This window comes from Bradyrhizobium guangdongense, assembly GCF_006483445.1.
Lineage (GTDB): Bacteria > Pseudomonadota > Alphaproteobacteria > Rhizobiales > Xanthobacteraceae > Bradyrhizobium > Bradyrhizobium guangdongense_A.
The window spans coordinates 14,008-37,769 of record NZ_PPPT01000199.1 but is presented as its reverse complement, the minus strand read 5'-3'; the positions used below and the strand labels follow the sequence as shown (position 1 = coordinate 37,769).

The 23,762-nt window shown below is 54.6% G+C and carries 18 protein-coding genes; 6 read left to right on the top strand and 12 right to left on the bottom strand.

Annotated features, from left to right (window positions below):
• The 4 genes from C2U70_RS27175 to C2U70_RS27160 all read right to left on the bottom strand — a co-directional run.
• A partial coding sequence (locus tag C2U70_RS27175; RefSeq protein WP_140981700.1) for a Gfo/Idh/MocA family protein occupies positions 1-599 on the bottom strand: 599 nt, incomplete at its 3' end.
• Between the two features lie 63 nt (positions 600-662).
• On the bottom strand, positions 663-2,912 hold the full coding sequence (locus tag C2U70_RS27170) for a WecB/TagA/CpsF family glycosyltransferase (RefSeq protein ID WP_246666879.1): 2,250 nt from the start codon (positions 2,910-2,912) through the stop codon (positions 663-665).
• 298 nt (positions 2,913-3,210) lie between these two features.
• The gene (locus tag C2U70_RS27165; RefSeq protein WP_140981698.1) at positions 3,211-4,524 is read right to left on the bottom strand and encodes a glycosyltransferase family 4 protein; all 1,314 of its coding nucleotides are present in this window, start codon (positions 4,522-4,524) and stop codon (positions 3,211-3,213) included.
• 312 nt (positions 4,525-4,836) lie between these two features.
• A complete protein-coding gene (locus C2U70_RS27160) occupies positions 4,837-6,312 on the bottom strand; it encodes an O-antigen ligase family protein (RefSeq protein WP_140981697.1) in 1,476 nt (491 codons plus the stop codon).
• Between the two features lie 373 nt (positions 6,313-6,685).
• Here C2U70_RS27160 and C2U70_RS27155 point away from each other — a divergent pair, with 373 nt between their 5' ends.
• Positions 6,686-8,023: an oligosaccharide flippase family protein gene (locus C2U70_RS27155; protein WP_140981696.1), complete on the top strand. Its 1,338-nt coding sequence runs from the start codon at positions 6,686-6,688 to the stop codon at positions 8,021-8,023.
• Positions 8,024-8,423: 400 nt separating this feature from the next.
• Here C2U70_RS27155 and C2U70_RS27150 read toward each other — a convergent pair whose 3' ends face one another.
• Positions 8,424-9,371, bottom strand: coding sequence for a glycosyltransferase (locus C2U70_RS27150; RefSeq protein ID WP_246666880.1), 948 nt, complete (start codon positions 9,369-9,371; stop codon positions 8,424-8,426).
• 1,126 nt (positions 9,372-10,497) lie between these two features.
• Here C2U70_RS27150 and C2U70_RS27145 point away from each other — a divergent pair.
• Together C2U70_RS27145 and C2U70_RS27140 are read left to right on the top strand one after the other, a co-directional pair.
• Positions 10,498-10,911: a hypothetical protein gene (locus C2U70_RS27145; protein WP_140981695.1), complete on the top strand. Its 414-nt coding sequence runs from the start codon at positions 10,498-10,500 to the stop codon at positions 10,909-10,911.
• A gap of 48 nt (positions 10,912-10,959) precedes the next feature.
• Positions 10,960-12,006: an ABC transporter substrate-binding protein gene (locus C2U70_RS27140; RefSeq protein WP_140981694.1), complete on the top strand. Its 1,047-nt coding sequence runs from the start codon at positions 10,960-10,962 to the stop codon at positions 12,004-12,006.
• Between the two features lie 17 nt (positions 12,007-12,023).
• Here C2U70_RS27140 and C2U70_RS27135 read toward each other — a convergent pair whose 3' ends face one another.
• The 6 genes from C2U70_RS27135 to C2U70_RS27110 all read right to left on the bottom strand — a co-directional run bounded on the left by C2U70_RS27135 (position 12,024) and on the right by C2U70_RS27110 (position 20,232).
• On the bottom strand, positions 12,024-12,824 hold the full coding sequence (locus tag C2U70_RS27135; RefSeq protein ID WP_140981693.1) for a hypothetical protein: 801 nt from the start codon (positions 12,822-12,824) through the stop codon (positions 12,024-12,026).
• Positions 12,799-15,084, bottom strand: a complete 2,286-nt coding sequence (locus C2U70_RS27130; protein WP_140981692.1) for a polysaccharide biosynthesis tyrosine autokinase — start codon at positions 15,082-15,084, stop codon at positions 12,799-12,801. The genes C2U70_RS27135 and C2U70_RS27130 overlap by 26 nt, the downstream gene beginning before the upstream one ends.
• Before the next feature lie 75 nt (positions 15,085-15,159).
• Complete coding sequence (locus C2U70_RS27125) at positions 15,160-15,795, bottom strand: hypothetical protein (RefSeq protein ID WP_140981691.1); 636 nt, start codon at positions 15,793-15,795, stop codon at positions 15,160-15,162.
• A gap of 86 nt (positions 15,796-15,881) precedes the next feature.
• Positions 15,882-17,273: an O-antigen ligase family protein gene (locus tag C2U70_RS27120; protein WP_140981690.1), complete on the bottom strand. Its 1,392-nt coding sequence runs from the start codon at positions 17,271-17,273 to the stop codon at positions 15,882-15,884.
• A gap of 69 nt (positions 17,274-17,342) precedes the next feature.
• Positions 17,343-18,563 carry a polysaccharide biosynthesis/export family protein gene (locus C2U70_RS27115; protein WP_433960712.1) on the bottom strand — a complete coding sequence of 407 codons (1,221 nt, stop codon included), beginning with the start codon at positions 18,561-18,563 and terminating at the stop codon, positions 17,343-17,345.
• A gap of 160 nt (positions 18,564-18,723) precedes the next feature.
• Positions 18,724-20,232 (bottom strand): undecaprenyl-phosphate glucose phosphotransferase, encoded by a 1,509-nt coding sequence (locus C2U70_RS27110; RefSeq protein WP_186294502.1) that lies wholly within the window; start codon positions 20,230-20,232, stop codon positions 18,724-18,726.
• Positions 20,233-20,509: 277 nt separating this feature from the next.
• Between C2U70_RS27110 and C2U70_RS27105 the strand changes: the two genes are divergently transcribed.
• Positions 20,510-20,809 (top strand): hypothetical protein, encoded by a 300-nt coding sequence (locus C2U70_RS27105; protein ID WP_140981688.1) that lies wholly within the window; start codon positions 20,510-20,512, stop codon positions 20,807-20,809.
• A 107-nt stretch (positions 20,810-20,916) separates the two neighbouring features.
• Positions 20,917-22,230: a hypothetical protein gene (locus C2U70_RS27100; RefSeq protein ID WP_140981687.1), complete on the top strand. Its 1,314-nt coding sequence runs from the start codon at positions 20,917-20,919 to the stop codon at positions 22,228-22,230.
• Here C2U70_RS27100 and C2U70_RS27095 read toward each other — a convergent pair.
• Positions 22,227-22,838 (bottom strand): transglutaminase-like cysteine peptidase, encoded by a 612-nt coding sequence (locus C2U70_RS27095; RefSeq protein WP_140981686.1) that lies wholly within the window; start codon positions 22,836-22,838, stop codon positions 22,227-22,229. The genes C2U70_RS27100 and C2U70_RS27095 overlap by 4 nt on opposite strands.
• Before the next feature lie 168 nt (positions 22,839-23,006).
• Between C2U70_RS27095 and C2U70_RS27090 the strand changes: the two genes are divergently transcribed.
• Positions 23,007-23,747: a metallophosphoesterase family protein gene (locus tag C2U70_RS27090; RefSeq protein ID WP_140981685.1), complete on the top strand. Its 741-nt coding sequence runs from the start codon at positions 23,007-23,009 to the stop codon at positions 23,745-23,747.
• Positions 23,748-23,762 lie beyond the last annotated feature (15 nt).

Here is a 23,762-nt window from a genome sequence, read left to right as displayed (position 1 = left end):
ACCGCCGCACCTGCAAACATCTCCGCCATGTATGCCAAATGGGGCAAATAGACTCCGATGGGCCCCCCTTTCAGTGCTAAGCTAAAGTGCGGAACGTTCTGGTCAAGGTAGGGACTTGCCGGACCGTAGAGATTCGCAAAAATGGAAACGTTGACATCGAGAACATCTCCGAGCGCTCCCGCGGAGATCAATTGCTCAATCCTCGCCACCGACGAGTGATACCGATAGTTCTGACTCTCCATAAGGACGCAGCGCCTTTCATTCGCAAGGTCCTTCAGCACGAGGAAATCGGTATAGTTCATCGTCAAGGGTTTTTCGCAGAGGACGTTCAGTCCCTGTTCCAGGCAGCGTTTGGCTATCGCAAAGTGCGCGGACGGAGGCGTCGTAATGTGCACGAGGTCCGGCCTGACGTCGGAAAGCATCGCATCTAGATCGGTATAGTACCTCTCGATGCAGAAACGGTCGGCAGTCGCTTCAGCCTTTACGGCAGAGACATCGCATACCGCCGCAATTCTGACGTCGTCGTTTCCGGAGAGCGCAATGAGGTGCTCCCGGGCAATCAAGCCGCAACCGACAATTACACCACTAAGTTTACGCATTGCTCAGAAATCACCATTCAGAAGTCTGCGGCGTCGACGGATATTGCGTACCGTTCGGCTGCTCTATGCCTTTGCCAACAAGAACTCAAACCCGCCCAATCGGAACAGGCGAGAGACAGGTGCCGAGATGCCCCCGAACCGTAGAGTGCGGCCACGACGCTCCAATTCCTTGCTCAGCATGAGAATGAGGCCAATGAATCGACTGTCGATGCGCGTGACCCCGACCAAGTCAAGGAGCACGTCACGGTCCGCATCGAGGGCCAGCATAAACCTCTCCGCTACCTGCCCAACATTCTTCTCGATCGCCGCACCATTGATTTGAATTACGATGTCGTGAGGCCGCTCCGGAAACGAAACTGAGATCGCATCACTCCGGTTATTGGCGAAATGGTACCATCTCGAGAACGCTAGCAACGGCAAGACCCTCGTCACAAACAGTTGGAGAAATTCGAGGCCGTCATGCCAATAGCGACGCCAGAGAACCGGCTCTTCCTTAATTCGCCAGAGCCATTCAAGTCCCGCTCCCCGCAGAATTCGCGGTGCCCTTGTAATCGTACCTGCTTCAAAATTCAGGGTCGCTCCCAGGTGGGAACGCACCGGAATCGTCAACCTATAATGATTGCACTTCAGCCAGATCTGTCCCTTTTGAGCTCCCAGCGCAACCACAAGCAGATCCGCGCCGCTGTCATTGATGACCTCGATTATCGATTGGTCACTCATTTCGTCAACGGATCCGAAGCCTGGATAGAAGGAGCCGACGCAAAGCAACCCTCCGGGACGCGAGTTTATCCGCCTGCTCGCCTCTTCTGCTACACCTTCGGCTCCGCCGAACAGAAACACCTTAAGCGGCGCATGTTGAGGCCACCTCAGTTTCAAAGCCTCAAAAATATCTGAGCCGGCAATTCGAGTCTTGATCGGAACTCCAAAAAGCTTCGCCAGCCAAACGATAGGCATGCCATCTGGTGGACAAAGATCGCTAAACAGGAGCGTAGAGCGAAAGTTCGCATCTGACATGCTTGCGATTAGGAAATTCAGGTTGGGAGTAGAGATTAGAAACGGAACACGTTCTTTCACCGCGCTCTCGAGCCGGAGAAACACTGAATTCCAACTTACGCAATCAATTGGAATCCCAAAGATCCCATAAGCATCGCGCAGGATATCATTCCCGGTTGCGCGAGGAGATTCATTCGTCTGCGCATTTGGGGCGATCAGGATGCGTTGTTCTGCATCCACCTCTATTGCCTTGGTTCCTGTTCGATCCGTTCGGATCCAGTAAGACGCCCGCGTCCCGAACAATGCCCGAAGATAGAGTGGTATCTTCTTTAACGCGTACGCTGGAATTGAGACGATGGCACGAAGTGGCAGTACATCGCGGCCAAACACCAACCAGCAGCCAAGCACTGCAAATGAGAAAGCACAAAGAGAGCCAAACGAAAGAATCGCAGCTGACCAGTTACCGCTCAAATGCGCCGCGAAGCCGGAGACCAAGGTGATTAAGATTGACAAGAGAGCAAGGAGTGAAAGGGGGGGTACGGCCATATCAAGCGCTAGAACTGTCGTGGCCAGATCAAGTCGTGAAGCGGCTTTCCAAACCAAGTGAGGCGCCTCCGCTATACTGCTTAGATGTCCATGCTCCCAGCGTTCGCGCTGGGTCCTAGTCCCTTCGTCCGACGAGGGAAACCGACTCGTCACAATGGCCGACGGCAAGAAAAGGGGTGGATGGCCACGCTGTGCCAGTGAAAGGCCCAGTTTGAGATCTTCAACTATCTCCCCGCTTGCAAGCGGAGCGGAGCAAATCACATTCCAGGGAAACGCCATTCCGCTGCCCATCAACTGGCAGGGCAGATTGAGGGCTCGAAGTCCAAGCGGCCGTACCCAATTTTTCACGCGCCAAGCAAAAACGGCAACTTGAGATTGGATTTTGGTCGCCACGGGCGGTAGCATTAGATATAGACCCTGTACGGGCCTTCCAGTCCGCGCACACTCCGACGCTAGATCGCGGATCGCGCCCATTGAAACTCCGCAGTCAGCATCAATCATTACCACGACGTCGGGCGGAGCATGCCCAAGATGCCTGATGCCGAAATCCAAAGCGTACCCCTTGCCGAGGAGACCGGAATCATTGCGTTCCACAACCTCCGCACCAGCGTCCCGAGCTACGGAAGCAGTATCGTCGTCACAATTATCGGCGACGACAAGCAGCCTATCCTGTTTACCAATTTGGGCTTTGATGTCTCGAATTGTGGGAAGTATGCCGACGCCTTCATTATGGGCAGGCACCAGAACCGCAACACGTGGAGAACCCTGCGGCATGGGTTGTCCATTCGACATCCGACAGAGGATTGCCGCCGACGTCTCAACCACAAATAGAGCTACTGCGAAGCAAATTACAAGCGCAAGACCTAGCGAAACATATGAAATGAAAGCCACTTACACCCCGCTAGATTCCCCGCCCCGCGCTAGTGTTATAAGATTGCACATTGATAAGCACAAAATCGATCTGAGTACAGCGCGGTAGCAATTGCCATCCTCATTTCCTTGAGCAAATCGTTAATGACGGCATCATTCGGTTCCGCCTCCCTCTTGTCGAGACAGTCACCGGGCGAGCAAGTCAAGTATGGCCCAATGGCGAGCATCCACTGCCAACCGAAGGCTGGTCCGATCTTATGAGCCCAACGGACGGCCGAAATCGTGCAGGAGGTCCCTCGTTGAAGAGAGCGGAGTAGTCCGTAAGAACTTCTTGCCCAGCAATCGCATTTAGCGCGCGGTCTATGGCCGCAGGCATACTAAGATTGCGATCCAGAAATTGATGAGCAACTGCCGCACAGTGGTTCCGCAGAGAGAAATAGTATCTTGGCGAATTGAACATTTGTACGATAGCTTTGACGAAACCGTCGACCTCATCTGTTGGCACCTGAATGGATGCCTCGCCAATCACATCCAGTGAGTTGGTTGCATCGCTTGCTATCACTGGCAAACGAGCAAGAGCAGCTTCGGCACAGACCGCTGGCACACCTTCACAAAAATTGCTGCGAGTCGGAACAATCATCGCATGCGAGCGCGCGTAGACATTCAGGAGCTCGTTGCGAGAAAGCGCGCCGTGAAGAACAAAAGAATCGGCGACCCCCCTCTTTGCGATTAGAGCTTGGAGCTCGTCGAGCGCGGGTCCGTCCCCGCAAACCTCAATAATAAATGGAGTAACATTCAGTTGACGGAGCGAAATCGCGATCTCAACTAGGTCAAGCAGCCCCTTGTATCGCTTTGCCCGCCCCGAGAAGCAAAGCCGAAACACTCCCCCGTTATAGGGTGAAGCTTCAATAAATCCATCTTCTCGAAATTGGCAGCGATACTGAAAAAACGGAATCCTTCCACGCGAAACTGCGGCCACCTGACGCTCGCATTCTGGAGAAACACCAATTGCCGCTGAAGCGCCATAGGTGAAAAAGAGGCGGTCAAGAAAAGCAATTACGCGAGCAGTGAGACGCTTTGGAGGGAAACCTCTAGGCCAAAGCACATTATGCAGATTCGCTATGACCCGAATTCCGAATAGGCGGAATGTTAGAAGCAGAAAATAATGGGTTGTTCCGGAGTCGATGATCGCATAGTCGGCTCGGAACAGCACTGCGCGCCAACAAAGATACGCAGCATAGATTAACTGGGAGACATGAAAGGCAACACCGCTCGTTCCTTCTAAAAGCTTTGGACAATTCTCTAAAGTCACAATTTGATCAGCTAAGATGTCTCTGCGAACATTAGCTGATATTCCTAACGCTTGGATTTTCCGCTCGCGGCAATATGCAACGAACTGTTCGGAGTAGGGAATACTCGTCAGCCCCTCAGCCCCCAGTTTGACTCCCGCCGCACGACGCGTCGCCACCACATCTCCAGGGCCCAGAGTCGCGAACACGCGAGGTTGCGCTTTCATCTCAATCTCACCAAACTGATTGTGCTTATGTCTGTCAAATCAATAGCCCCTTGCTGCCGCCCTTCCGCGAAGGGTATAGGCTTTGCATGGCAAAGCCCGATGCTAGCCTGCCATCTTCGAGTCGCCTCGACAAGTATGGCGACTGCCGCTCGGAAACGTCGCCGGCATGCGCTCGACGGCAGCGTTGCTATGCCGGTTGACGGGAGGGGAAAGGGTAGCATGAAAGCAAAGTCGCCGGAACCGGTCCGCTGAGACGAATAGACGACTGCCCCGATCGACGGTAGGTGCTTGCACCAGCTTGCTAACGAAGCTCTATGCGTTGCGGCCTCGCAATCTGATCTTCGATTGCCTAACGCCACGATAGCCCTGGGCTGATGTCCGCCTCCAGTACCCCAATTGTTGCGCGGTCCCGGCCGATATGGCTACCACAAAGGAAAAAAGGTACTGGATCTGGTAGGTGTAAAAAATCCACTCATAAAGCGAGTGAATGTAGACGATCAAGAGCGCCACTCCAACCCCAAGCAACAGGTCTCCCCTTATGTCACTGAGATATCTAAAGCTGGATAGGAAGGCCGTGACCATCGGGGTCAGGATGAGAACGAGAAAGCACGCAAAGCCAAAATAGCCCGTCTCTGCGGCTGCGAGCCAATACGCGTTGTGGACGTGAACGCTGAATTCCAGAACATCGGTCAACACTCTCGCTTGCCGGGAATAGCCCTCACTGCCGGCCACGAGCGCAAAATTGTTCGCGCCAACTCCAAATGGATTATTGTCAAGCATGGCGGATGCGGATGCCTCCAATGCCGATCGCTCCAGATCCGATGCCCTGAAGCCTTCATAGGTTTGCGCGATACGCGTGTTGAACGAATAGAATGCAATCGGCGCTAACGCCGCGACGGCTAGCGCGCCCACAAGTCCGACCATCGCCTTTCGAGACGTCCAACCCCGTAGAGCTGAGAGAACAAAGATGGCGACTAATCCTAGACCGAGTAGTCCGGCGGTTCCTCGCGAAGCGGTCATAGCAGCGATTCCCGCTCCGATGACGGGAGCCGATCTTACGAGAAGCGAAGCATTTCCTGCCAAAACCAGCGCGAAGCAGGGTAACACAACGAAATGCAAAGCCATGCCGAGCGAATTTTGATGACTAAACGTGCCGGGCGGCTGAACCATACCCAAGGCATATTTCTGCAGAACGACCGCGATCGCCTCGATGCACAAGCCGGCCGCCATCCCAGCTAGAACCGTGGGAGCAAAGCGCGCGTCCGCGGCGACCCCACGCGCAACAACTACGTACACCAGTAACATTCGTGCGTACTGCCAAGCATAGAACAAGGCCGCCATTGGCTCTCTAGCCACGGTGGCAGAAAGCAGCACCGCTACGAAATAGAGTGTTACCGGCCATCTAAAGGGAAGAGGATCGGATGACCGAGGCAAGCTGAAATAGAGGGCGGCGGCCAAAAGGTCGAGGGCCGATATTTGCGCTCCCTTTACGTATCCGGGCCAAGTAAAGGATCCTCCTGGCCATTCCTGCGCCCAGGAAATAAGCGCAATGTCGAACCCAGGCCGGATAGTCAGGAGAAATGGTACAATTCCCATCAGGAACCAAATCAGCGGCCCTTGCCTCGGATAGCGACGAAGCCAGGCCGACAACGGAATGACCCCAACGCAGGCCAGCAAAAACACGACCCATTTAACGACTGCAAGGGTGTCATTCTCGCCCATCGCGTGATCCAGAACCTTAATTTCAATCGAGCGGAAATTTGAAAGCCACACCTCGGGCTCGTTCAACGGGGCTACGCACCCAACTAACTTCCTCAAGGGGGGTGTATCTATGTCGACCCCGAGCGCGAGTCATTTATACTGGATCAAGTCTTGGTAGACTAGAGTCTAGTATTCTTTCGTACCACACGATAACGGTACACGATAACAGTAATTGCCAATTGGCCTTTCGACGAGTCGCACCCAATCACAGAGGGCCGGCCCTTTTCATTCATCAATCCCGCCCGGATACTAGGACCTCAAGCGCCGGAAACTACCCCTCGCCCAGCCGAACCGCCTCCGATGTGGCTTTCAATCCACACCCGAAGAGCGGACTGGCCCCACCCTTTCGTCGAAGAGAACTGGCGCGTTCCGAAGGCAGCCAGTGATTCAGAGATATCCGATGAAGCTGCCAAAAAAACTGCTATGGGGAACGAGTTGGACAGTACTCACCTACGCAGGGAGTCAGTTCGCAAGATTTTTAACTAATGTCATTCTGACGCGACTGCTTGCTCCCGAGTTATTCGGCATCATGTCCATCGTCAACAGTTTCCGAACCGGCATGCTGCTTGTGACCGATGTCGGCATTCAGCAGAGTATGATTGTAAATCGGAATGCGGAGTCTCCAGAATTCTACAACACGGCCTGGACGATCAATCTTGCCCGAAACACCGTTCTCTTCCTGCTATTCGCCGCCATCGCCCATCCGCTTGCCACTTTTTACAGCATCCCGCTCTTGAACATCATTCTGCCCATCATGGGCTCGCTGTTTCTGTTTGAAGCCTTTAACTCGATGGCTCGGGTACTGGTACAAAGAAGGATGCAGGTTGCGAGGTTCAACCTCTTCGACCTCTGCGCGGACACATTCTCCTATGCCATCATGATCATTGCCGCGATCATTAGTCCAACAATCTGGTCATTGGTCTTCGGCACCGTCATCGGATCTGCAGCACGGATGATTGCTTCGTACCTTTTTCTCATTCCCGGGATCCGCCATCGACTTATGATTTCGAAGCCGTTTGCACGCGAAATCGCGAGTTTCGGAAATTGGATGTTCTTGTCGTCCCTAGCGCTCTTCTTTTCGATGAATTTTGACAAGCTTTACTTTGGAAAAGTCATGCCCCTAAGCATATTGGGGGTCTATGGCGTCGCTCGGACACTCTCGGAACCCCTCACTATACTTGTACAACGGCTGAGCGGGATTGTCGTTTTTCCTAGGATTGCCGCATCCCGCGACACGCCCAAGGAACAACTGCGGCGCCAAATGGGGCCGGTCCGGCTTTTGTTTCTTGCTTCGGGTGCCATCGGGATATCGGTTTTCGCATCTGGTGCGGACTACGTCGTTTGGTTTCTATACGATTATCGCTATCACGAGGCGGGTTGGATGGCCTGCATTTTAATTGCTGGCTCTTGGTTCTCGATTTTGTGCAGTTTGAACGAAGCCGTTCTTATCGGGTTCGGCGCACCATTCTTCGTCGCTTATGCGAATTGGATGAAGATGGCATGGCTGTTAATCGGGCTTCCGCTGGGGTTCCATTGGCATGGCGTTGTTGGCGCGGTGGTCGCAATAGGCGTCTCAGACGCATTTCGTTACATTCTGATCGTGACCGGTCAAAGGAGGGTGCGCTTCGCTTTCGCTTTACAAGACCTAAGTATGACGGCACTCGTGATAGGTCTTATTCTCGCTTGGCAATTCTTACGCGTTCAGTTCGGCCTCCACGACTCTTTTGGCATTCATTAATCGACCAATGAGACAGCCGATCATTCGCGCGTGGGTCCTATGCGTCAGATTCAAGCTCCGATTGCGCGCAATGACGTTTTAGTCTGGGACCGACTAAGGGGCGTAGCCGGAAGACTGCGATGCGACTGCCGTCTCCGATGAGGCGTGAAGCCAAACATGTGCTCGATCGAGCCGACGGCAGCGGAACGTATCGCCGGCCCGCAACGTCCTCTTCAGTAGAAGCTATGTTGGTAGATCGCAAAAGCGCTCCAGGTGACGGCGAGCCGCTAGCTTTGTTTGGATCGAGTCAAACAGATGGTCGACGCATGAGGCCGTGATGCCAGTCACCTTCCGACGCTCCCCCTGCTTACAAACGTTCTCGCTTGCGTGCCCATCGAGACCGCGGCGTCGGCAATTACTTCTACTTGTATTCGATCAATTGCGCTCTTCCACCGCGAGCCTTGTTCCACGCGAACTTCAAAATGCCAAGGGTTTCAGCGAACTTGCCGACGGTCATAAGAAGTGCGTACATCCACGACCCGCGCCTAGCAACTCCGCGCAGGACTGCTATCCGAACTATATTCAGCGGATAGACGAGGAGGCCGAGGAGCGCCAGCGGCTGAATCGTGGCAATCAAACATACGAGCAGTGGCAGCAAGCCTGCCCAGGTCACGGCGCGAAGCACAGGCTTGTGATAAATCCCAAGCGGTGATCTTCGGTGGAGGGCCCATACCTCAGCATAGGCGTGTCCTCCCCTCATTGCGCGGCGCCACCATTGGCCAAAACGGAAGATAGCGGCATCGTGCCACGCCATGTCAACTTCCAGCCGCCAGATCTTCCAACCCTTTTCACGAAGTCGAACGCAGAGTTCGGGTTCTTCGCCGGCGATCAATTCAGAGCGAAAGCCGCTGACGGACCGAAACGCCTCGGAACGCACCATGAATATGCCACCACATGTGTCGACCTGGCCTGGCGCGCCGCCCCATTCGATGTCACAGAGCTGGTTATAAATTGACAGCTCCGGGTGTCTCTCTCGAAGGCGCCCGAATACAATCGCCACATCCTTGCGCCGCTCCAGCAAGGACCTTGCCGCATTCAGCCAGCCAGAGATGAGTTCGCAATCGCCATCCACAAACTGGACAAAGCGAACGGATGTACGATCGCTGAGCGCGGCGAAGCCCTCATTGCGAGCTCGCGCAGCAGTAAACGGCCGGTCCATTTTCAGTAGAATAGTCCACGCGCCCAAACGCTCGGCTTGGACGACACTGTCATCCGTTGATCCAGAGTCTACATACACCACTTCGCTAGATGCAGCGCTCGTCGAGCGGAGACACCGAACCAGCCGTGCACCTTCGTTCCGACCAATCACGACGATCCCGCACTCTCGGAGTGTATCGCTGGTCCAATCTGTGACCCTAGATCCAGGATTGGCGGCGGCTTCAACAGATTCGCTCAACGGGTCGGTCACGAGGTCCTTCTTTGGAAAAGCCGGCTACTGAGCCAAATCCTAGTTCAGTGATCCCCTTTGCACAATGTTGGCTGAAAGCTATCTTCCTAGCGTGAACCGAGTGCGGCACGATGGGCGAACTGCTTTCGAACGCATTGCTTTGCTAAGGATATAGGGCGACTTATGGAATGCTTGTCGCAGAGCTGTTCGCGAGGTTTCTGATAGGCCTATAATGGATCGCTGCAGCTCTAGCGGCTACGGCCAATTCGGCTTGCGGCGCTTAACCTCGCGACCGCGGCGGAAAAAGTCACGTCGTTGTTCTTGTTTTGATGAGACGGCCGCAACTCTGCGCAAAGATAACGACGGCATTCCGAGGAGAAGCTAGCTCGCTCGCAACTGCGCGACCGACACCTGTTGGAAACAATTTCCGTGTGCTCGATCAGCATTGCTCTGCCGAGCGCCACGATAAACGTGCCCGCTAGCTATTGAAGCTGACGCGAAGACTTACGTAAGCCAAAATGGCGGTGATCGGCAGATAGCTCGATCGCGCCTGCAGAGATCTAGTAGTATGCGGTATATGCGTTCCAGAAGCCTCGAGGCGCGCGATGGATACTTTGTGGTGGGGAGATCTAGTAGTATGCGGTATATGCGTTCCAGAAGCCAGTTCCTCCCCATGGACCGTATGCCCCATAGAGAGCGCCACATGTATATCTGGCATCGCGTCCGCCCTGACACGCGGTTGGGCATCGGCGCTGCCAGTCGCAGCCCAATGGCCCGCACACCTTGACCAAGGTGCAGGCACGTCCGACAACCCGGTTCCGTGACAGGCTTTGAAGGTCCGCGGCTCGAGCAGACTCGAAGCTGACGAGTACAGCAGCAAATAGACTTACTCCGGTCACGACCGAAACGATCAGTTTTCGCATGCCGTTCTCCTGCCCCTCTTTTTAGGATACCCTACCGGATATTTGCAAGTTAGAAGTTCCTGGAATCGATGGAGATGAATACTCCCCCGGCATCTTCCCGGTCTTTGAGCAAGAGGACTATAAGAATGCAACGCAAATCGTTCCAGGCGGCCATGGTTTTCATGTTGGCGGCCACTGGCGGCGTTCAGGGGCAACCACTGACCGCTTCACAGCCTATTGTAGGCGCGACACGCGGGCTGACCGTCGAAATGCCGAGGGCCGAGCAGAACGTCGCAAACAAGATTCATCGGAACGCCGCCGGAAAGCCATGCATACAGATCTCTGCCTCCTCCCGAGACGAGACGATCAATCCAAAGATCAAGGAGCACATCATCTCGGCGACTAACAGCTGCAATCAGCGCATCAAGATGAAGGTATGTTATTACCGCACGCAAAATTGCGTGCCCTTGGAGATTGCTGCCTATGACCGTAAGGAAACAGTCTTGGGGATTTTCCCTTCCCTGACGCAATTCCGCTACGAGTACTCGGAACAGTTCTGACCCTCTTTCCGCTTGAAGTGACGGCGCGGGGGCAGCAATCTGCGAACTATGGCACCGGTTTCGCGGGCGCGGGCCGTCAAGGGCAGACGGCTCCGTCTTAAAATTGTTTTCATCGGGATTGCTTTCGGGGTGGTCATTGCAGGTCTAGCGCTGACGCAGACCCGTGCGCCAACCGTGCCTGCCCGCGCGAATAGCTACTCGGCTTCCGCATACGTGACCGGACGTCCCGGGGATTACCTGGGTCTTCTCGTTGCCAAGAATACCGGCCTTTTTCGGAATTCCGGTCTGCAGGTAAGCATTGAGGTCGGGCCATCGGACGCGGCTGCAATATCAGCCGTCATTGACGGTTCACGGACAATTGGGGTGGCGAATGCGACTTCCTTCCTGCTCGCACGTCAAACCGGTGCACGTATAGTAGCATTCGCGGCCGGCTACGTCGAAAGTCCGATTGTCTTCCTCGTCCGAGAAAAATCAGGCATCCGCACTCCTCGTGATTTCGTCAATCGCAAGATCGGCTATTTTCCTGGACAGAATTCGTCCACCATATACGAGGCGCTGCTAGCCAGAACTGGAGTGCCGCGGAGTCGAATCAACGAAATCGCGGGCGCGAGCGAAGAAGATTTCCTTACTGGAAAAGTGGATGTGTGGCCGGCTTCGGTTGGGGATGTCTATCGCTTTCGAGAGAAGGCGCAAGTTGCGATCATTGCCCCGATAGACTTCGGAATTCATGTGCCAGGGACCGTGTACTTCGCGACCGAGGAAACGGTTGTACACAACCCCGAGCTCCTGGGGCGCTTTATCCGAAGCCTGATCGACGGCTGGAACCTCACCTACGAAAAGCTCGAAAAGGGAGACACAATACCTGATGAGCCTTTGCTCAGCTCAAATCAGCTTCGCGCCGAGCTAGACCAGCAACTGAGCTATTTGCGCCCGCTCGCATCACGTTTCGCCGAATTTTCACCCGCTCAATGGCGCTCCCTGCGCGACATTCTGTTGAGCCAAAAGCTTATCAAGGACAGCTTAGATGTGTCGAAAGCCGTGACCTATGATGTGATCGAGGAGGTCTATCGCCGACCCATCAAATACGCCTACTAGAAAAGTTTGACCCGGCGTCAATGCCACGGACGGAACTCAGGCTTGGTAGCTCCCGGAATAGTCACATCATAACCGCGCTGATAAAAAAGATCTGAAAGTACCTGACGATTGGATAGAGACACACCCGCAATTCGGCGAAGTGCCCGTTCACGCGCAGGTTCAGGTAAACTGACGAGAATTGTTATTACGTCATCGTACACACCGCTCTCGAGCAGACTGGCAAACTCGTCAAGTGCCATTTGAGCGAGATCGTCCGGCAGCCGATCTAAGTTAGCGAGCGCCAGTCGATTGCGTTTGATTGCCACCCAACCCTCATTTGGTCCAGTAACATAGGACATTCGAAGATAGGCCAAATGTTCTGGGCGGAATCCGAGCCGGGTGTTCTCCAGCCAGTAGAGCACCGCCCAGAGGAATGCGTCTGCCGGAGAGCAGCTCAAGGACAAAAGGATACTCTTGCGAAGCGATAGCATACGAGAGTCAATTTCGGTTCGTTCCCCATCAGCAATGGCCATCTCCGCTGCACGGAGCCGAATGATGGCCGCTGTTCTGAGTGCTGATGGCCGACAGTAGACTTGGCCTTCCAGTCGCTCCACGCGGGGAATAAGAGCCGATATGACCTCGGACCGAAATGGCTTACCGGCAATAATGGCGTTTGCGACACGATCAAGCGGCCCCTGCTGCCAGACGACATAGCCGACGGCTAAGCCCCAAGCCGACGCTAAAACACCAAGGACTACCAAAGAAACACGAGCAATGACAAAACTTGCCGCCGTCAGTCCGGGAAATCTCCCTCTACTCGGTGTAACCGTATCGCTCATAATAGCGGCTGCGATAATAATTGCCCCTATAGCTCTCGTATCTGCCCAATATGTTTATGTCGGCCTTGTTTAACACAACACCGAGGAGATTTTCATAGACCCCCCTCGCGCTGCCCAAGGCATGTTCGACGACGTCGATCTTGGTTCTTCCCCATTCCACGACGAACACGAACGAATCGATGAGGTGGGTTGTTGCTCTCACATCAACGACGGGAGCCAAGGGCGAAAGATCAACGATGACGTACTCAAATCTTTCACGCAGATCTTCAAAAAGCTTCCTCACCGCATCCGACGACAATATCTCCGACGAATGCGGAATCGGCGCTGTGGCCACGGCAGGCAAAAAAATGAGATTGGTCGAGGGATCAGTCCAAATGGCGTCCTCAAGGCGCATGCTTCCATTCAAGACATCTAGGATTCCACGATCGGCGGCTGGAGCCAATTGGCGCGTCAGAGACGGATTTCGCAGATCGCAATCGACCAGCAGGACTTTGGATCCTCCATACGCAATCAGCTGCGCAAGTGAGCTCGCAATCGTGGACTTGCCTTCATTGGGCAACGAGGACGTGACCGCGATGATCTTGGTAGGCTTGACGACTCGCTGCAGATCGATTGCAACCTTGATCGAACGAATAGATTCCGCGAACCGCGAAAACGGTGAGTCAACAATGGACCAAGCCAACGCAGACTTTCGGACGATACATCTCTCGACCGGTGGCTGATCTCCAACCTTGCCTGCAAGGTCTCCGGTGACTGCCGGCTTAATCTTCGGAAGCACGGCAAGGCAATCCACGCCCAAGTCCGCTTCGATTTGAGCGCTGGTACGGTACACGCGATCGGCTACGTCGCGTAATAGCCCGACGCCAAGGCCAAGGAATAGACCTCCCATTGAAGCCACGGCCAAGATCAGCAGTGTCTTGGGAGAACTCTTGGACGTCGGTGGGCTTGCCTTGGTAATGACACGCGTCTCAGTGATCGGGAATGACTGCTGCTGCACCGATTCCATATATCGCTGAAGGAAGTTATCATTAAGCGCACGGTAGGTGTCGGCGCGACTCTGAAGCTCTCTAAGTTGAATTTGCGCCTGGTTCGTAATCTGAGATTGGGAGACTATCTCCGACAGACTCTTTTGGACTGCGTCTTCGCGCGACTTGGCAATCTCAAAATCACTCTTGTAGGTCTCAGCAAGTCGACGAAGCTCCTCGGCGATCGACCTGCTAATCTCCTGCATCTGATTACGCAGATTAACAGCCGCCAAATGGTCGCGACCGTAACGCCTCGACCAGTTCGCTTCGCGCGTTGCCAGATCAATATACTGAGATCGAAGTTTGCCGACCACTTCGTCACGAAGTGCGTCTGCAACCGTAGCAGTTTCGTTGCTGGCCGGGTCGAAATTCTTCGAGTTGAGAATTGCGCTCACCCGATCAAGTCGTGCCTTTGCCTCGGCGGTCTGGGCACGAGCCTGAGTGAGGGCGCTGTTCAGCTCGGCGAGTTGCTGTTCGTTAAGCAGCCTCCCGCCCGTATCAACAATGTCGTTCTTGACCTTGAAATCGAGCACAGCCTGCTCGGCGACGGTCAATTCCTGCCGCAATTCGCGGAGTCGATCCTGGAGCCAAGTGGCTGCACGACGAGTCGTCTGATACTTCGCCTCCAAGGAGTCAACCACGTAGGCATCCGCTACGGCATTTGCGATCCTGGCCGCTTGCTCAGGGCTTCCCGAACGAAAGCTGATCTCTATGGCATAGGTCAGCCCCAACCGCTTCACGTTCAGATCCGACTGGAAACGTCGCAGAGCCCCCCGGGTAAGAGCACTCTCGGAGGCCGGCTCGTCCGACCCGAACAGGCCTGAAATGGCTCCAACCAGAGTCCCGACAAGGCCCGCCGCGGGGGCCATAAACTCCTTATCATCAAGCAAATGGAGGTCCTTGATGACCGAGAGGGCGACATTTTCCGACTTGAGGATTTCGATCTGGGTATCGACCGTCGGTGAATCAATGGGCGCGTCTGCGAAGAGCGACTGCTGCTGGAACAGCTGGTTCTTCTTGGTGTCGATGACTATGACGGCGACCCCAGTGTAGCGGGGTGGCGCGGTAAAGAGGTAGATCAATCCAAATCCCAGCACCACCAGCATTATGAGGATAATAACGGGGAATTGCCGGTGCAGGAACGTAATCGCCCCGGAGTAAATCTCCGATAAATTGGCAAGCTGCGTCGGCTGCAGCTCGCTCGGAGTGCTAATCGGCTTTGCGGGCTGGAGCATTTCGTAATCGTGAGTACCTGTTAGGGACTGACCAGCAACGAGGCGTTAGCTGCAACCGCTGCGCCCCGCTCTCCATCAAAAAGTACTAGTACTTTGGACGATGGTCGAAGTCGTCGTGCTACTTCCTGGCGTAGAGCTACCAGGCGCCGTAAAACCAGTGAAGCTGTTGGTAGTTCTCGAAGTTCCAAACGTTTGAAGGGTGGAATTGCCAAATTGCTGGGATGCGTTCGAATTGATGGGTCCGCCGGCCCCAGCACTAAGGCCGCCTCCGCCGCCGCCGAGCGCGCCAATCGGAGCATCTCCGAGAACGGACGCGATAGCCGCAATAACATCGGGAGCACCGGTCTGCCCAACCGATCGTTGGATCTCGCTAGCGTAGGTACCATCAGTCCTCACACAAACTTGAGCCGCCTGACCAAGTCCAGTTCCGATGGCGACGCGCTGATTTGAATTGGCCGTCGAAATCAAACCCAGGATTGCCTGCAACGTACTCGGATTGGAGGCAGCAAGATCGCGAACGCGGCTAATCATGGTCGGACCGCCGTCGGAATTCTGCTGAAGAAGCTGCGCGGGATTTGCCACAAACGCATCGACGTCCGCCTGCGGAAGCGCTTGGGTTTCGCTGTAACAAGCCGCATTCGCACCGAATATCGATAGGATTAAAAACAACGCCGCAAGAAATGCGGGCTTGGGCAAGGCAGACTGGGACATACCCGTACTCCCGTTAACAATTTGAGACTCTTAGCATTTGCTTGGATACCGATCAATGGTCCCGGCCTTGGGACCGATCGTAACAACTAACTGATCGAGGGCGAATTCTTGCGCAAAACGCGAAAGGCTCTGCCGACGGCTGCGCCCTGAAGGGCAAAAATCGTGGCGGAAAATCCAAAAGTTTGCAGAGAAAAGTCTAGGGATGTGTGAACCAATGCGACAAATGCGGCCGCGAGCGCGGCAAGCAACAAGGTTGTATCTTCTCCGCGAGATCGACGAAGTGCGTTAACGAGCAACCCGAGCATGAGTATCCAGGCGACCACGACCAAGATCGCGAGCGGAACGCCGACGTCCGAGGCGATTTCGAGAATAGTGCTGTGTGCACGATCCCATACCCCCCAAAGGGAAACGTCGGATGGCCGATAGGCCGGAAAGCTCCACACGAACGTCCCAAGGCCAGTTCCGAGCCAGGGAAAACTTTCAATCATTCCTAACATTGCCTTATATGTGTGCAATCGGCCTCCATCGCCCAGCCCTTGCAAGTCAATTCGGGCATTAACTACTCCGCCTAAGAGCTGAAACAACAGGAACACACAACAGCCCGCGACGACAAACAATGCGGCGACTCTCGAGCCGCGTGGTAATACGCGGCCTAGATAGGCGGTGAAGACGATCACTGCGGCCGTGAGCGAAAGCAGGACGCCAGCCCGCGATCCGGTCATAAACATTGCCGATAGGCAGACGAAAAGCGCCAGCGATGCAGTGATACTCCCATGAGGGGGATGCGAAAGCAGCGATCTCAGTGTCGAGCGCCAGCGCGATTTATGCTCGACTATTTGATACCGCAGCCTCCCAAGAAGCAACACAAGCCAAGCTATTGCACACGTGCCAAAATACACAGCTGCCGTGTTGCGATTAAAAAACGTGGCGGTTAGCACGCCTTGGTATGCGACCTTCTCGCGCCAGAGTACTTTTCCCGGATCAATAATGTGGGATCCTATCCCGTAAACTGCGTATGCAACCCCCGACCATGCGATCACTTTAAGCAGGCTCGAGCTGGCGCGCCTGTCAGCGCCGATTCTGAGACCTGCTAGGAAGATCAAGATGTTTGCTAAAGGCCGGCCCAATTCAAAAAACGGCTGATGTTTGGCGACCGATATTGATGGCGCGAGACTTGTCCCTAGGACTTCGCTCGCCTGTGTCCAGATTGGATGAACAAGACCGACAGGCAGCCACGACTTGTCTGCCAGCTGCTCATGGAGAACCAGGGAATACGCAAGAGCGAGGGCGAAGACCACACCGAAGGCCGTCGCATGGCCTCCGTCGAAGCTGTCAACGGGACCAAGAACAATAGCGATTCCAAGGACCACACACCAAAGCGCAATGGAGATCAGATCAGTCGAACCGAACGGCAAAGGTGCGAGAGCCACAGTTCCAAACAGCAAAGCCGAGGAAAACCAATCGCGCCATGCCCGCAATGAGATTTCTTTCGTAACGTCAGAGACGCTCGAGAAGCGCACTAAATTTGGCGCGCTTCCGACCCTACACTAGGGATTATTGATCAGATTCCTCAAGAGCAACGAGTTCGATCCAAGCACGACGGCGTCGTTACCGGTGGCAATCATCACGCGAATATGCTGCAGGAACTTTGTAACTTCAACCGACATCGCGTTGGCCACGAAGAGAACGTCCTTGTTCCGCATCTGAAGCTTGGTTCCCAAGAAATAGCCCGCAGGATCCTTGAAGCTCACACTGTAGATGACAGGAATAACTGGGCCCGGGAACTTCGAGCAATCGATGCCGAGGCGCTCCGCGACGACACACGGCTCGCCACGATACAAGAATACTGAACCAGGATCCGCCTGTGCATCCACCAGGCCGCCAGCCTTCGCGACACCTTCAGCAAGAGAAATTCTCCAAGCATCAAAGGCGAACTGTCCTTGCTGACCCGCCGCTCCGAAAGCAAGGAACGTCTGTGGCTCGCGATAGACATAGACGGTATCGCCTGGCCATACCCAGATATTGTTCTCCGGCTCATATACCAACGCGCCGAATGGAGCGGTAGCGCGCTTGCCCTTGCGCTCCAGCATTACCCAGGTTTCAAAGCCTTGCCCTTTTGGTCCGCCTGCTCGCGTAATCGCATCAAGAATGTGTTCGCCGGCAGGCATCGCAAGCATTCGATTCGGGTTGTTCACCTCACCAAGAACGCTGATAAGCGACGTGTTCTGGGTTGCCATCGCCACAACAGCCTGCGGTTCGATGGCCCGATTCTTAATCCGGTCCACGATCTCCTGTTGCACCTGCGAAGGTGTCCGATCCTTTGCTCGGACCGCGCCTGCATACGGAACGCTGATGTTCCCAGCGGTATCAACCGGCTGGTTCGGAAGCGTAACAAAATTACCCGGCCGAACGCCCGCCTCAATCGGGATAAACAGACCACCGGCGGCGGCTTCGAAAATGGTAACAGCAACTACGTCGCCGATTCCGAACTTAATCTCCGGAGGCGGACGCCTGTCCTGAAACGCCGAGGCGATGCTCTTAGGCTCGGATTCAGCGATAATGCGAACTGTTTCGGGACTGAGTTTCACCAGAGCGTAGGGAAGCGATTCCGGATCTTTTTGACCGGCTCGTATATCAGGACTTAACGGTCCGGACGTGGGAATGTACGAGGTCGAACAGCCCGCCATCAGCGTGACCACTGCCATCAAAACCAAGCTTGAAAGAGCGCCCCGCATCCAATTCACACCCGCAACCAATTTCTCGCCCAATATTTACCAGTTTCTTATGAAAGATAAGGAAATTCAGCGTGCTCAACGCGATCCGCGACCAGAAATTCCGACGTTGTTGCAATGCGGGCACAGCGTACCTTCGGTAAGCTAGCACCTCCCCGTATGTACTACCCCAAGGCTAAGCCGAGAAATATATCAACTAATAAGCATTTTTCCTGCGCGTGAGCGCAAAACACGTCATCAAGATGATTCGAAGATCGAGCAATAGGTTCCAATTGTTAATGTACCACAGGTCGCAATCCACTCGACCCTTCATCTGCTCAACCCGGCTAGTCTCGCCTCGATACCCCCTTACCTGCGCCCAACCTGTAATTCCGGGTTTCACGTGGTGCCGGAATGCATAATCGGCCAGGAGATCACCGTAGTGGCTATCGTGGGCCAAGGCATGTGGCCTCGGGCCGACGAGGGACATTTCGCCTCGTAATACGTTTAGCAGTTGAGGCACTTCGTCGATGCTGGTTTCCCGGAGTATTCTCCCCACCCGGGTTACGCGAGGATCTGAACGCGTGGCCTGCACGACAATCGGGCCATCTTCCATTACTCTCATCGTCCGAAACTTAAAAATCGCAAACTGCTTCGCATTGAACCCATTTCTCCTCTGAAGGAAGAAGATCGGTCCGGAAGAATCGAGCTTGATTGCGAGAGCTGCGATGAACATCAGTGGAGCAAGCAGTACAAGACCGACAGTCGCGCCCACGATGTCCAGCAAACGCTTGGAGAATTGCTCCGCTTGAGACAGCGGACCTCGCTGTATCTCAAGAGAGAGAGTCTCCTGCAAACGGAAGGCGGGGTTTCCAGCCAACGAACGAATCCGCCGATCTGGCAACAACTGCACGGGTAACGGCGAAATTCTAAGTCCGGCACGAATCAACTCGATCTTTCGAGTATCATTCCAAGGCAACGCCAGGACGATTTCGTCGACCCTCCGCTCTCTTGCGATTGCGAGGGCCGCGCCCAACGACGCGGCCTCATTGTCATTGAGCGCAAAGCTATGATTGCCGTCCACACCCAGAATAACTCGTTCGATTTCCGTTAGGCCAAACCTCTCAAGCAACTCGCCAACGCCGAGCGCGGCGAGCTCTTCCCGTGTTCCCAGCAGTACGGCCCGTCTTCCCTGAACCTGCCCGCTGGCAACCAGACTGGCCGCCAATTGCTTGGACGGACGGCGGAAAGTCAAAAGCAACGAAAGTGCGAGAAGGCCAAAGCAAATGATAGAACCGCGCGAGAATATCGCGCCTGCTTTCAGCAGAAACGCAAGCAGCGTCAGCACCAGACTAACGAGACACCAAAGGGCAATAACCCGCCCTCCGTCCCTTTTTCGGATCGAAAGAACAATCCGCAGATCATAAAAGCCAGTCGCTTGGCCAATCAGCGCGTACAATAGCGCAGCGGTTGCACCAACACCCATTAAGGTTTGAACTTGGACGGGGTCTCCGCTGAGCAATACTTGATAAAACCCGCCCCCGACCAAACTCGAAACAACGATAAGACTAACATCGAAGGTCGCGAGCAGATACTTCAGCGCGCTGTATGGAAACCGAATGCGAAAGTACCTCCGCAGGCCGCTACCATACGGCGATGGTACGGGCTGCTGTAGATCCGAATTCTGTCCGCTAGACTGGCCGGAAGAGGCCTTCTCCTTAATCAAGATCGCCTCCAAACTCGTCACTCATAAAAACCACTTTAAAGCAAATTGACGAGGAAGATTAACCCTATATTAATCAATGATAAATGGCACTTCTATGGTGGAGAGGTCAAGACAATTGTCGGCACCCGCCACGACTTGAAAGCTCGCTCAAGGAGCCTCTTGCGAAAGTCGAACCTGGGGGCTTGGCTCATAGCTCCGTCCCCCGGAGCTTGGAGCGACGGCACCGTTAGGGTTTCCTTAGGTCGATTCCGGAAATAGTGGCCACAGAGAGGCCACCATGGTTCCCCTAGCGATCTTCTCCTTTTTAACGGGCGCGGTCCTGGCGCGAGCTTTTCGCGTCTGGATCCTCGTCCCTCTCAGCCTGCTCATCTTGATTGTGGCATCGCTAGCCGCCTGGGCTTTTGACCTTAATGCGCTTATTGGCCCAAGCATGATCCTCGGGGTTCAAACGGGATATGCCTGCGGCCTCATCGTATGGCGAGCGCTGGCCAGCCAAGGCGAGCCGGCAGAAACAAAAGCAAAACAGATACCTGTCTCACGGAGCACATATTTTCCGGGCTTCAAGCGTGACCATTAGGCCGTAGCCGGATTTGTATGCGACGGTAGATGGTGGAAGACGGGACTTGGCCCCGCATTCCAATTCTGCGATAGTGTTCAAGTTGTTAATTCCCAACAAGTACTCGCGTGCCAATTGCCATCCTGTTTCTCATTGGAGCTCTTGCCGCAGCCCCAATTTTGTCAATGCTGCATCAGTCAGTGGCGCTGCATGGACTCATACTAATCGCCAGCGCGACACTGATCGCAACAGCCCTCGATCGTCGAGCCGAATGCGGGATCGTCGTGCGATTGTTTCGCGGCCTTGGCTTGGCAGCTATTTTCCCTCTTGCTTGGATGACGCTTCAGCTCGTCCCGCTGCCAGCACATTCATTTTCGAGCTCAATTTGGCTTGCGGTCGGCAATGCCTTTAACGAGTCCAAGCCGCTAGGTCACGCGAGCGTAGATCTTGGAACAACTCTCCGAAGCACCTTATGGTACTTGACCAATGTAGCTTTGTTTATCTCCACCGTCTTGATCGCAAGGGATCGGACCAGGGCTGAGACACTTCTGGAAGTCCTGTCCCTCGTCGCCTCTGCGGTCGCCGCTGCAGCGCTGTTGAGACAGTCTGGTCATTTCAGCCTCCTCGATCCCTTTGCAGGTTTCGATTCGAGCATCGCGATATTCAGCTTACTGGTGGCAATTGCGGTGTTTCTCCTGATTTTTGAGCGAACGATGAGTCGCTCAAAGCAGAATTCGCCCGTCGTCTCGGCGACAAATCTGCGACGCGGCTTGCTCGGGCTGTTTGGGTCAGCGACCGCGATCGCGCTTATGGTCGCCTCTACACCGCCCGGCACGGTTTCCATAGCTACATTGGGAGTTCTAGTCTTCCTCTTCGTATTGATCGCCCGTTTGACGAAGCTAGGCGCGTGGACCGCCACAATCATTGGCACCGCGCTCGCGGTGATCGGCGCCACCCTCATCCTTATTCAACTTCAGCCTCTTCCCTGGTTCGAAACCCAGCTTCCCGACGTCCTGTCGGAGAGCAGTTCAATCGGGCTCGCCCGCCGCGTTCTGGCTGACTCAACGTGGCATGGAAGCGGCGTTGGCACCTACGATGTCATTGCGAGCCTATATCGGCACCCAGGAGACGTCAGTCCTTCGATCCCGCTCACATCCGCCGTCTCTCTGGTGACGGAATGGGGAACGCTTGGCTTTGCCCTAATGCTTGCATTAGCAGCTCAAATCTTCTGCTTTTTCGTGCACGGGGCTACTGCGCGGGGAAGAGATTGGTCGTTTCCAACTCTCGCTGCGGCGATGATCCTGACGTTCGCTTGCGAGGCCTTCTTCGACGCGGGGCTCGTGAACGCGAACGTGCAGATTTTGATGGCAGTCGCAGCGGGGTTGGGTGTCTCCCAGAGTTTCACTACGTCCGCAACGTTCGGGGACGCGGCCGCCCCCTAGACGCGGCGGCTCGCGATAGTAGCCCAGAGCCTGGTGTCGACGGGGCTTTGAATTCGCACCCAACGGTATGGAGCACGTGTCCACGGTCTGATCTGGGACGTGAGATTGTCCAAAACCAGATCTCCACTTTTTGTCCGGACGACCAGGACAAGATGATGTTCGCCGGAACTGACTACGACTTCACTCAGGAGCAACGAGCGAGCAGGCCAACCACGCTCGAGCAATTCGTGCCGTTTCGTGACCGCATAGTCATTGCAGTCCCCACGTTCTGGTCCAATTAGCCATTTCTCGCCAGCCAGACCGAGTTCATTGGGTTCGGGAACGATGGTTTGATTGACCTTCTGGTTGATTTCGTTGAGATCTGCCCATCGTTCAGCGGTCAGTGTCACCGAGCCACCGCGGAAAACTCGCCTTGATCTGCAATCAGCTTCATACTTGATGCAGAACATGGTGTACGCCATGGGCGGCAGCGTCGACGTTTCAAGCTTGATCCGTTGCAGAGCAGACTGCAGTCCCATCGGCATGCCCAAAAGGCCGGCAACTGCCGGCTGGAGGCTGAATCCCACGGCCACCAATGTGGCCGCCGCTAGTGTCAAAAAGGCGCGCATCGAAAGCTCCCCAATTTTTCCGCCGTTGGGAAGCTAGCGCTAAGGATTTGAAATTCTGCGCGTATTAGGCCAGTAAATAGACTCAAAGGCAACGGAAGCTATCGTTGAAAAATTTACCATGCCGCGGCTAGAGCGTAGCAACGGCTCAAGTTCATATGGTCTGGCGAGATGCTGAGATTGTCCCGATCGAAGAGCGGGTTAAAGAAGCCTAGGCTCCCCGACGGCATTCGCATCTATGCAATAAGCGATGTCCACGGCTGCGCAGATCTACTTCAGCAGATGTTTGCCGTGATCGACCGCGATCTATCGACAATTGGGTCTAAGCGAGCCATCCACGTATTCATGGGAGACTATATTGATCGAGGACCGGATTCGCGCCGCACGATTGATTTACTGATCGACCGAGGGCGCAAACATGAGTCGGTTTTCCTGAAAGGTAACCATGAGTCATTTTTGCTAGATGCCTTAGGTAACTCTTCCTTGCTGCAGGACTGGAGGCAGTACGGTGGGCTCCAAACGTTGTCATCGTATGGATTGCAGCCCTCCCTCAATCCGGATTCCGTGGAGCAAGCTAAGCTAATAGAACAACTAGCTGTCGCCATGCCCGAGCAGCACTTGCGCTTTTTAAAGGCCTTACGACCTCGTTTCGTTTGTGGCGACTTCTTCTTTGTCCATGCAGGGGTTAAGCCTGGAATATCCTTAAGTAAGCAGCAGGAGCACGATATGCTCTGGATCCGTGAAGAGTTTCTTCAGCACGAAAAACGATATGAAAAGTACATCATCCATGGGCATACGCCTGTCCAACAGCCAGATATTCGATCGAACCGCGCCAATATTGATACCGGCGCTTACGCGACTGGAAATTTGACCTTGCTGACCATTCAGGGCGACCGCCTCCTCGCCATTTAGACACTCGATAGCGGC

What these genes read in the sequence shown, in the direction of transcription:
- C2U70_RS27095 (WP_140981686.1), bottom strand. Translation starts at nt 22,838, where the DNA reads ATGCGCGCCTTTTTGACACTAGCGGCGGCCACATTGGTGGCCGTGGGA.
- C2U70_RS27135 (WP_140981693.1), bottom strand. Translation starts at nt 12,824, where the DNA reads ATGAGCGATACGGTTACACCGAGTAGAGGGAGATTTCCCGGACTGACG.
- C2U70_RS27105 (WP_140981688.1), top strand. Translation starts at nt 20,510, where the DNA reads ATGGTTCCCCTAGCGATCTTCTCCTTTTTAACGGGCGCGGTCCTGGCG.
- C2U70_RS27125 (WP_140981691.1), bottom strand. Translation starts at nt 15,795, where the DNA reads ATGTCCCAGTCTGCCTTGCCCAAGCCCGCATTTCTTGCGGCGTTGTTT.
- C2U70_RS27140 (WP_140981694.1), top strand. Translation starts at nt 10,960, where the DNA reads ATGGCACCGGTTTCGCGGGCGCGGGCCGTCAAGGGCAGACGGCTCCGT.
- C2U70_RS27090 (WP_140981685.1), top strand. Translation starts at nt 23,007, where the DNA reads ATGCTGAGATTGTCCCGATCGAAGAGCGGGTTAAAGAAGCCTAGGCTC.
- C2U70_RS27145 (WP_140981695.1), top strand. Translation starts at nt 10,498, where the DNA reads ATGCAACGCAAATCGTTCCAGGCGGCCATGGTTTTCATGTTGGCGGCC.
- C2U70_RS27170 (WP_246666879.1), bottom strand. Translation starts at nt 2,912, where the DNA reads ATGCCGCAGGGTTCTCCACGTGTTGCGGTTCTGGTGCCTGCCCATAAT.
- C2U70_RS27155 (WP_140981696.1), top strand. Translation starts at nt 6,686, where the DNA reads ATGAAGCTGCCAAAAAAACTGCTATGGGGAACGAGTTGGACAGTACTC.
- C2U70_RS27165 (WP_140981698.1), bottom strand. Translation starts at nt 4,524, where the DNA reads ATGAAAGCGCAACCTCGCGTGTTCGCGACTCTGGGCCCTGGAGATGTG.
- C2U70_RS27130 (WP_140981692.1), bottom strand. Translation starts at nt 15,084, where the DNA reads ATGCTCCAGCCCGCAAAGCCGATTAGCACTCCGAGCGAGCTGCAGCCG.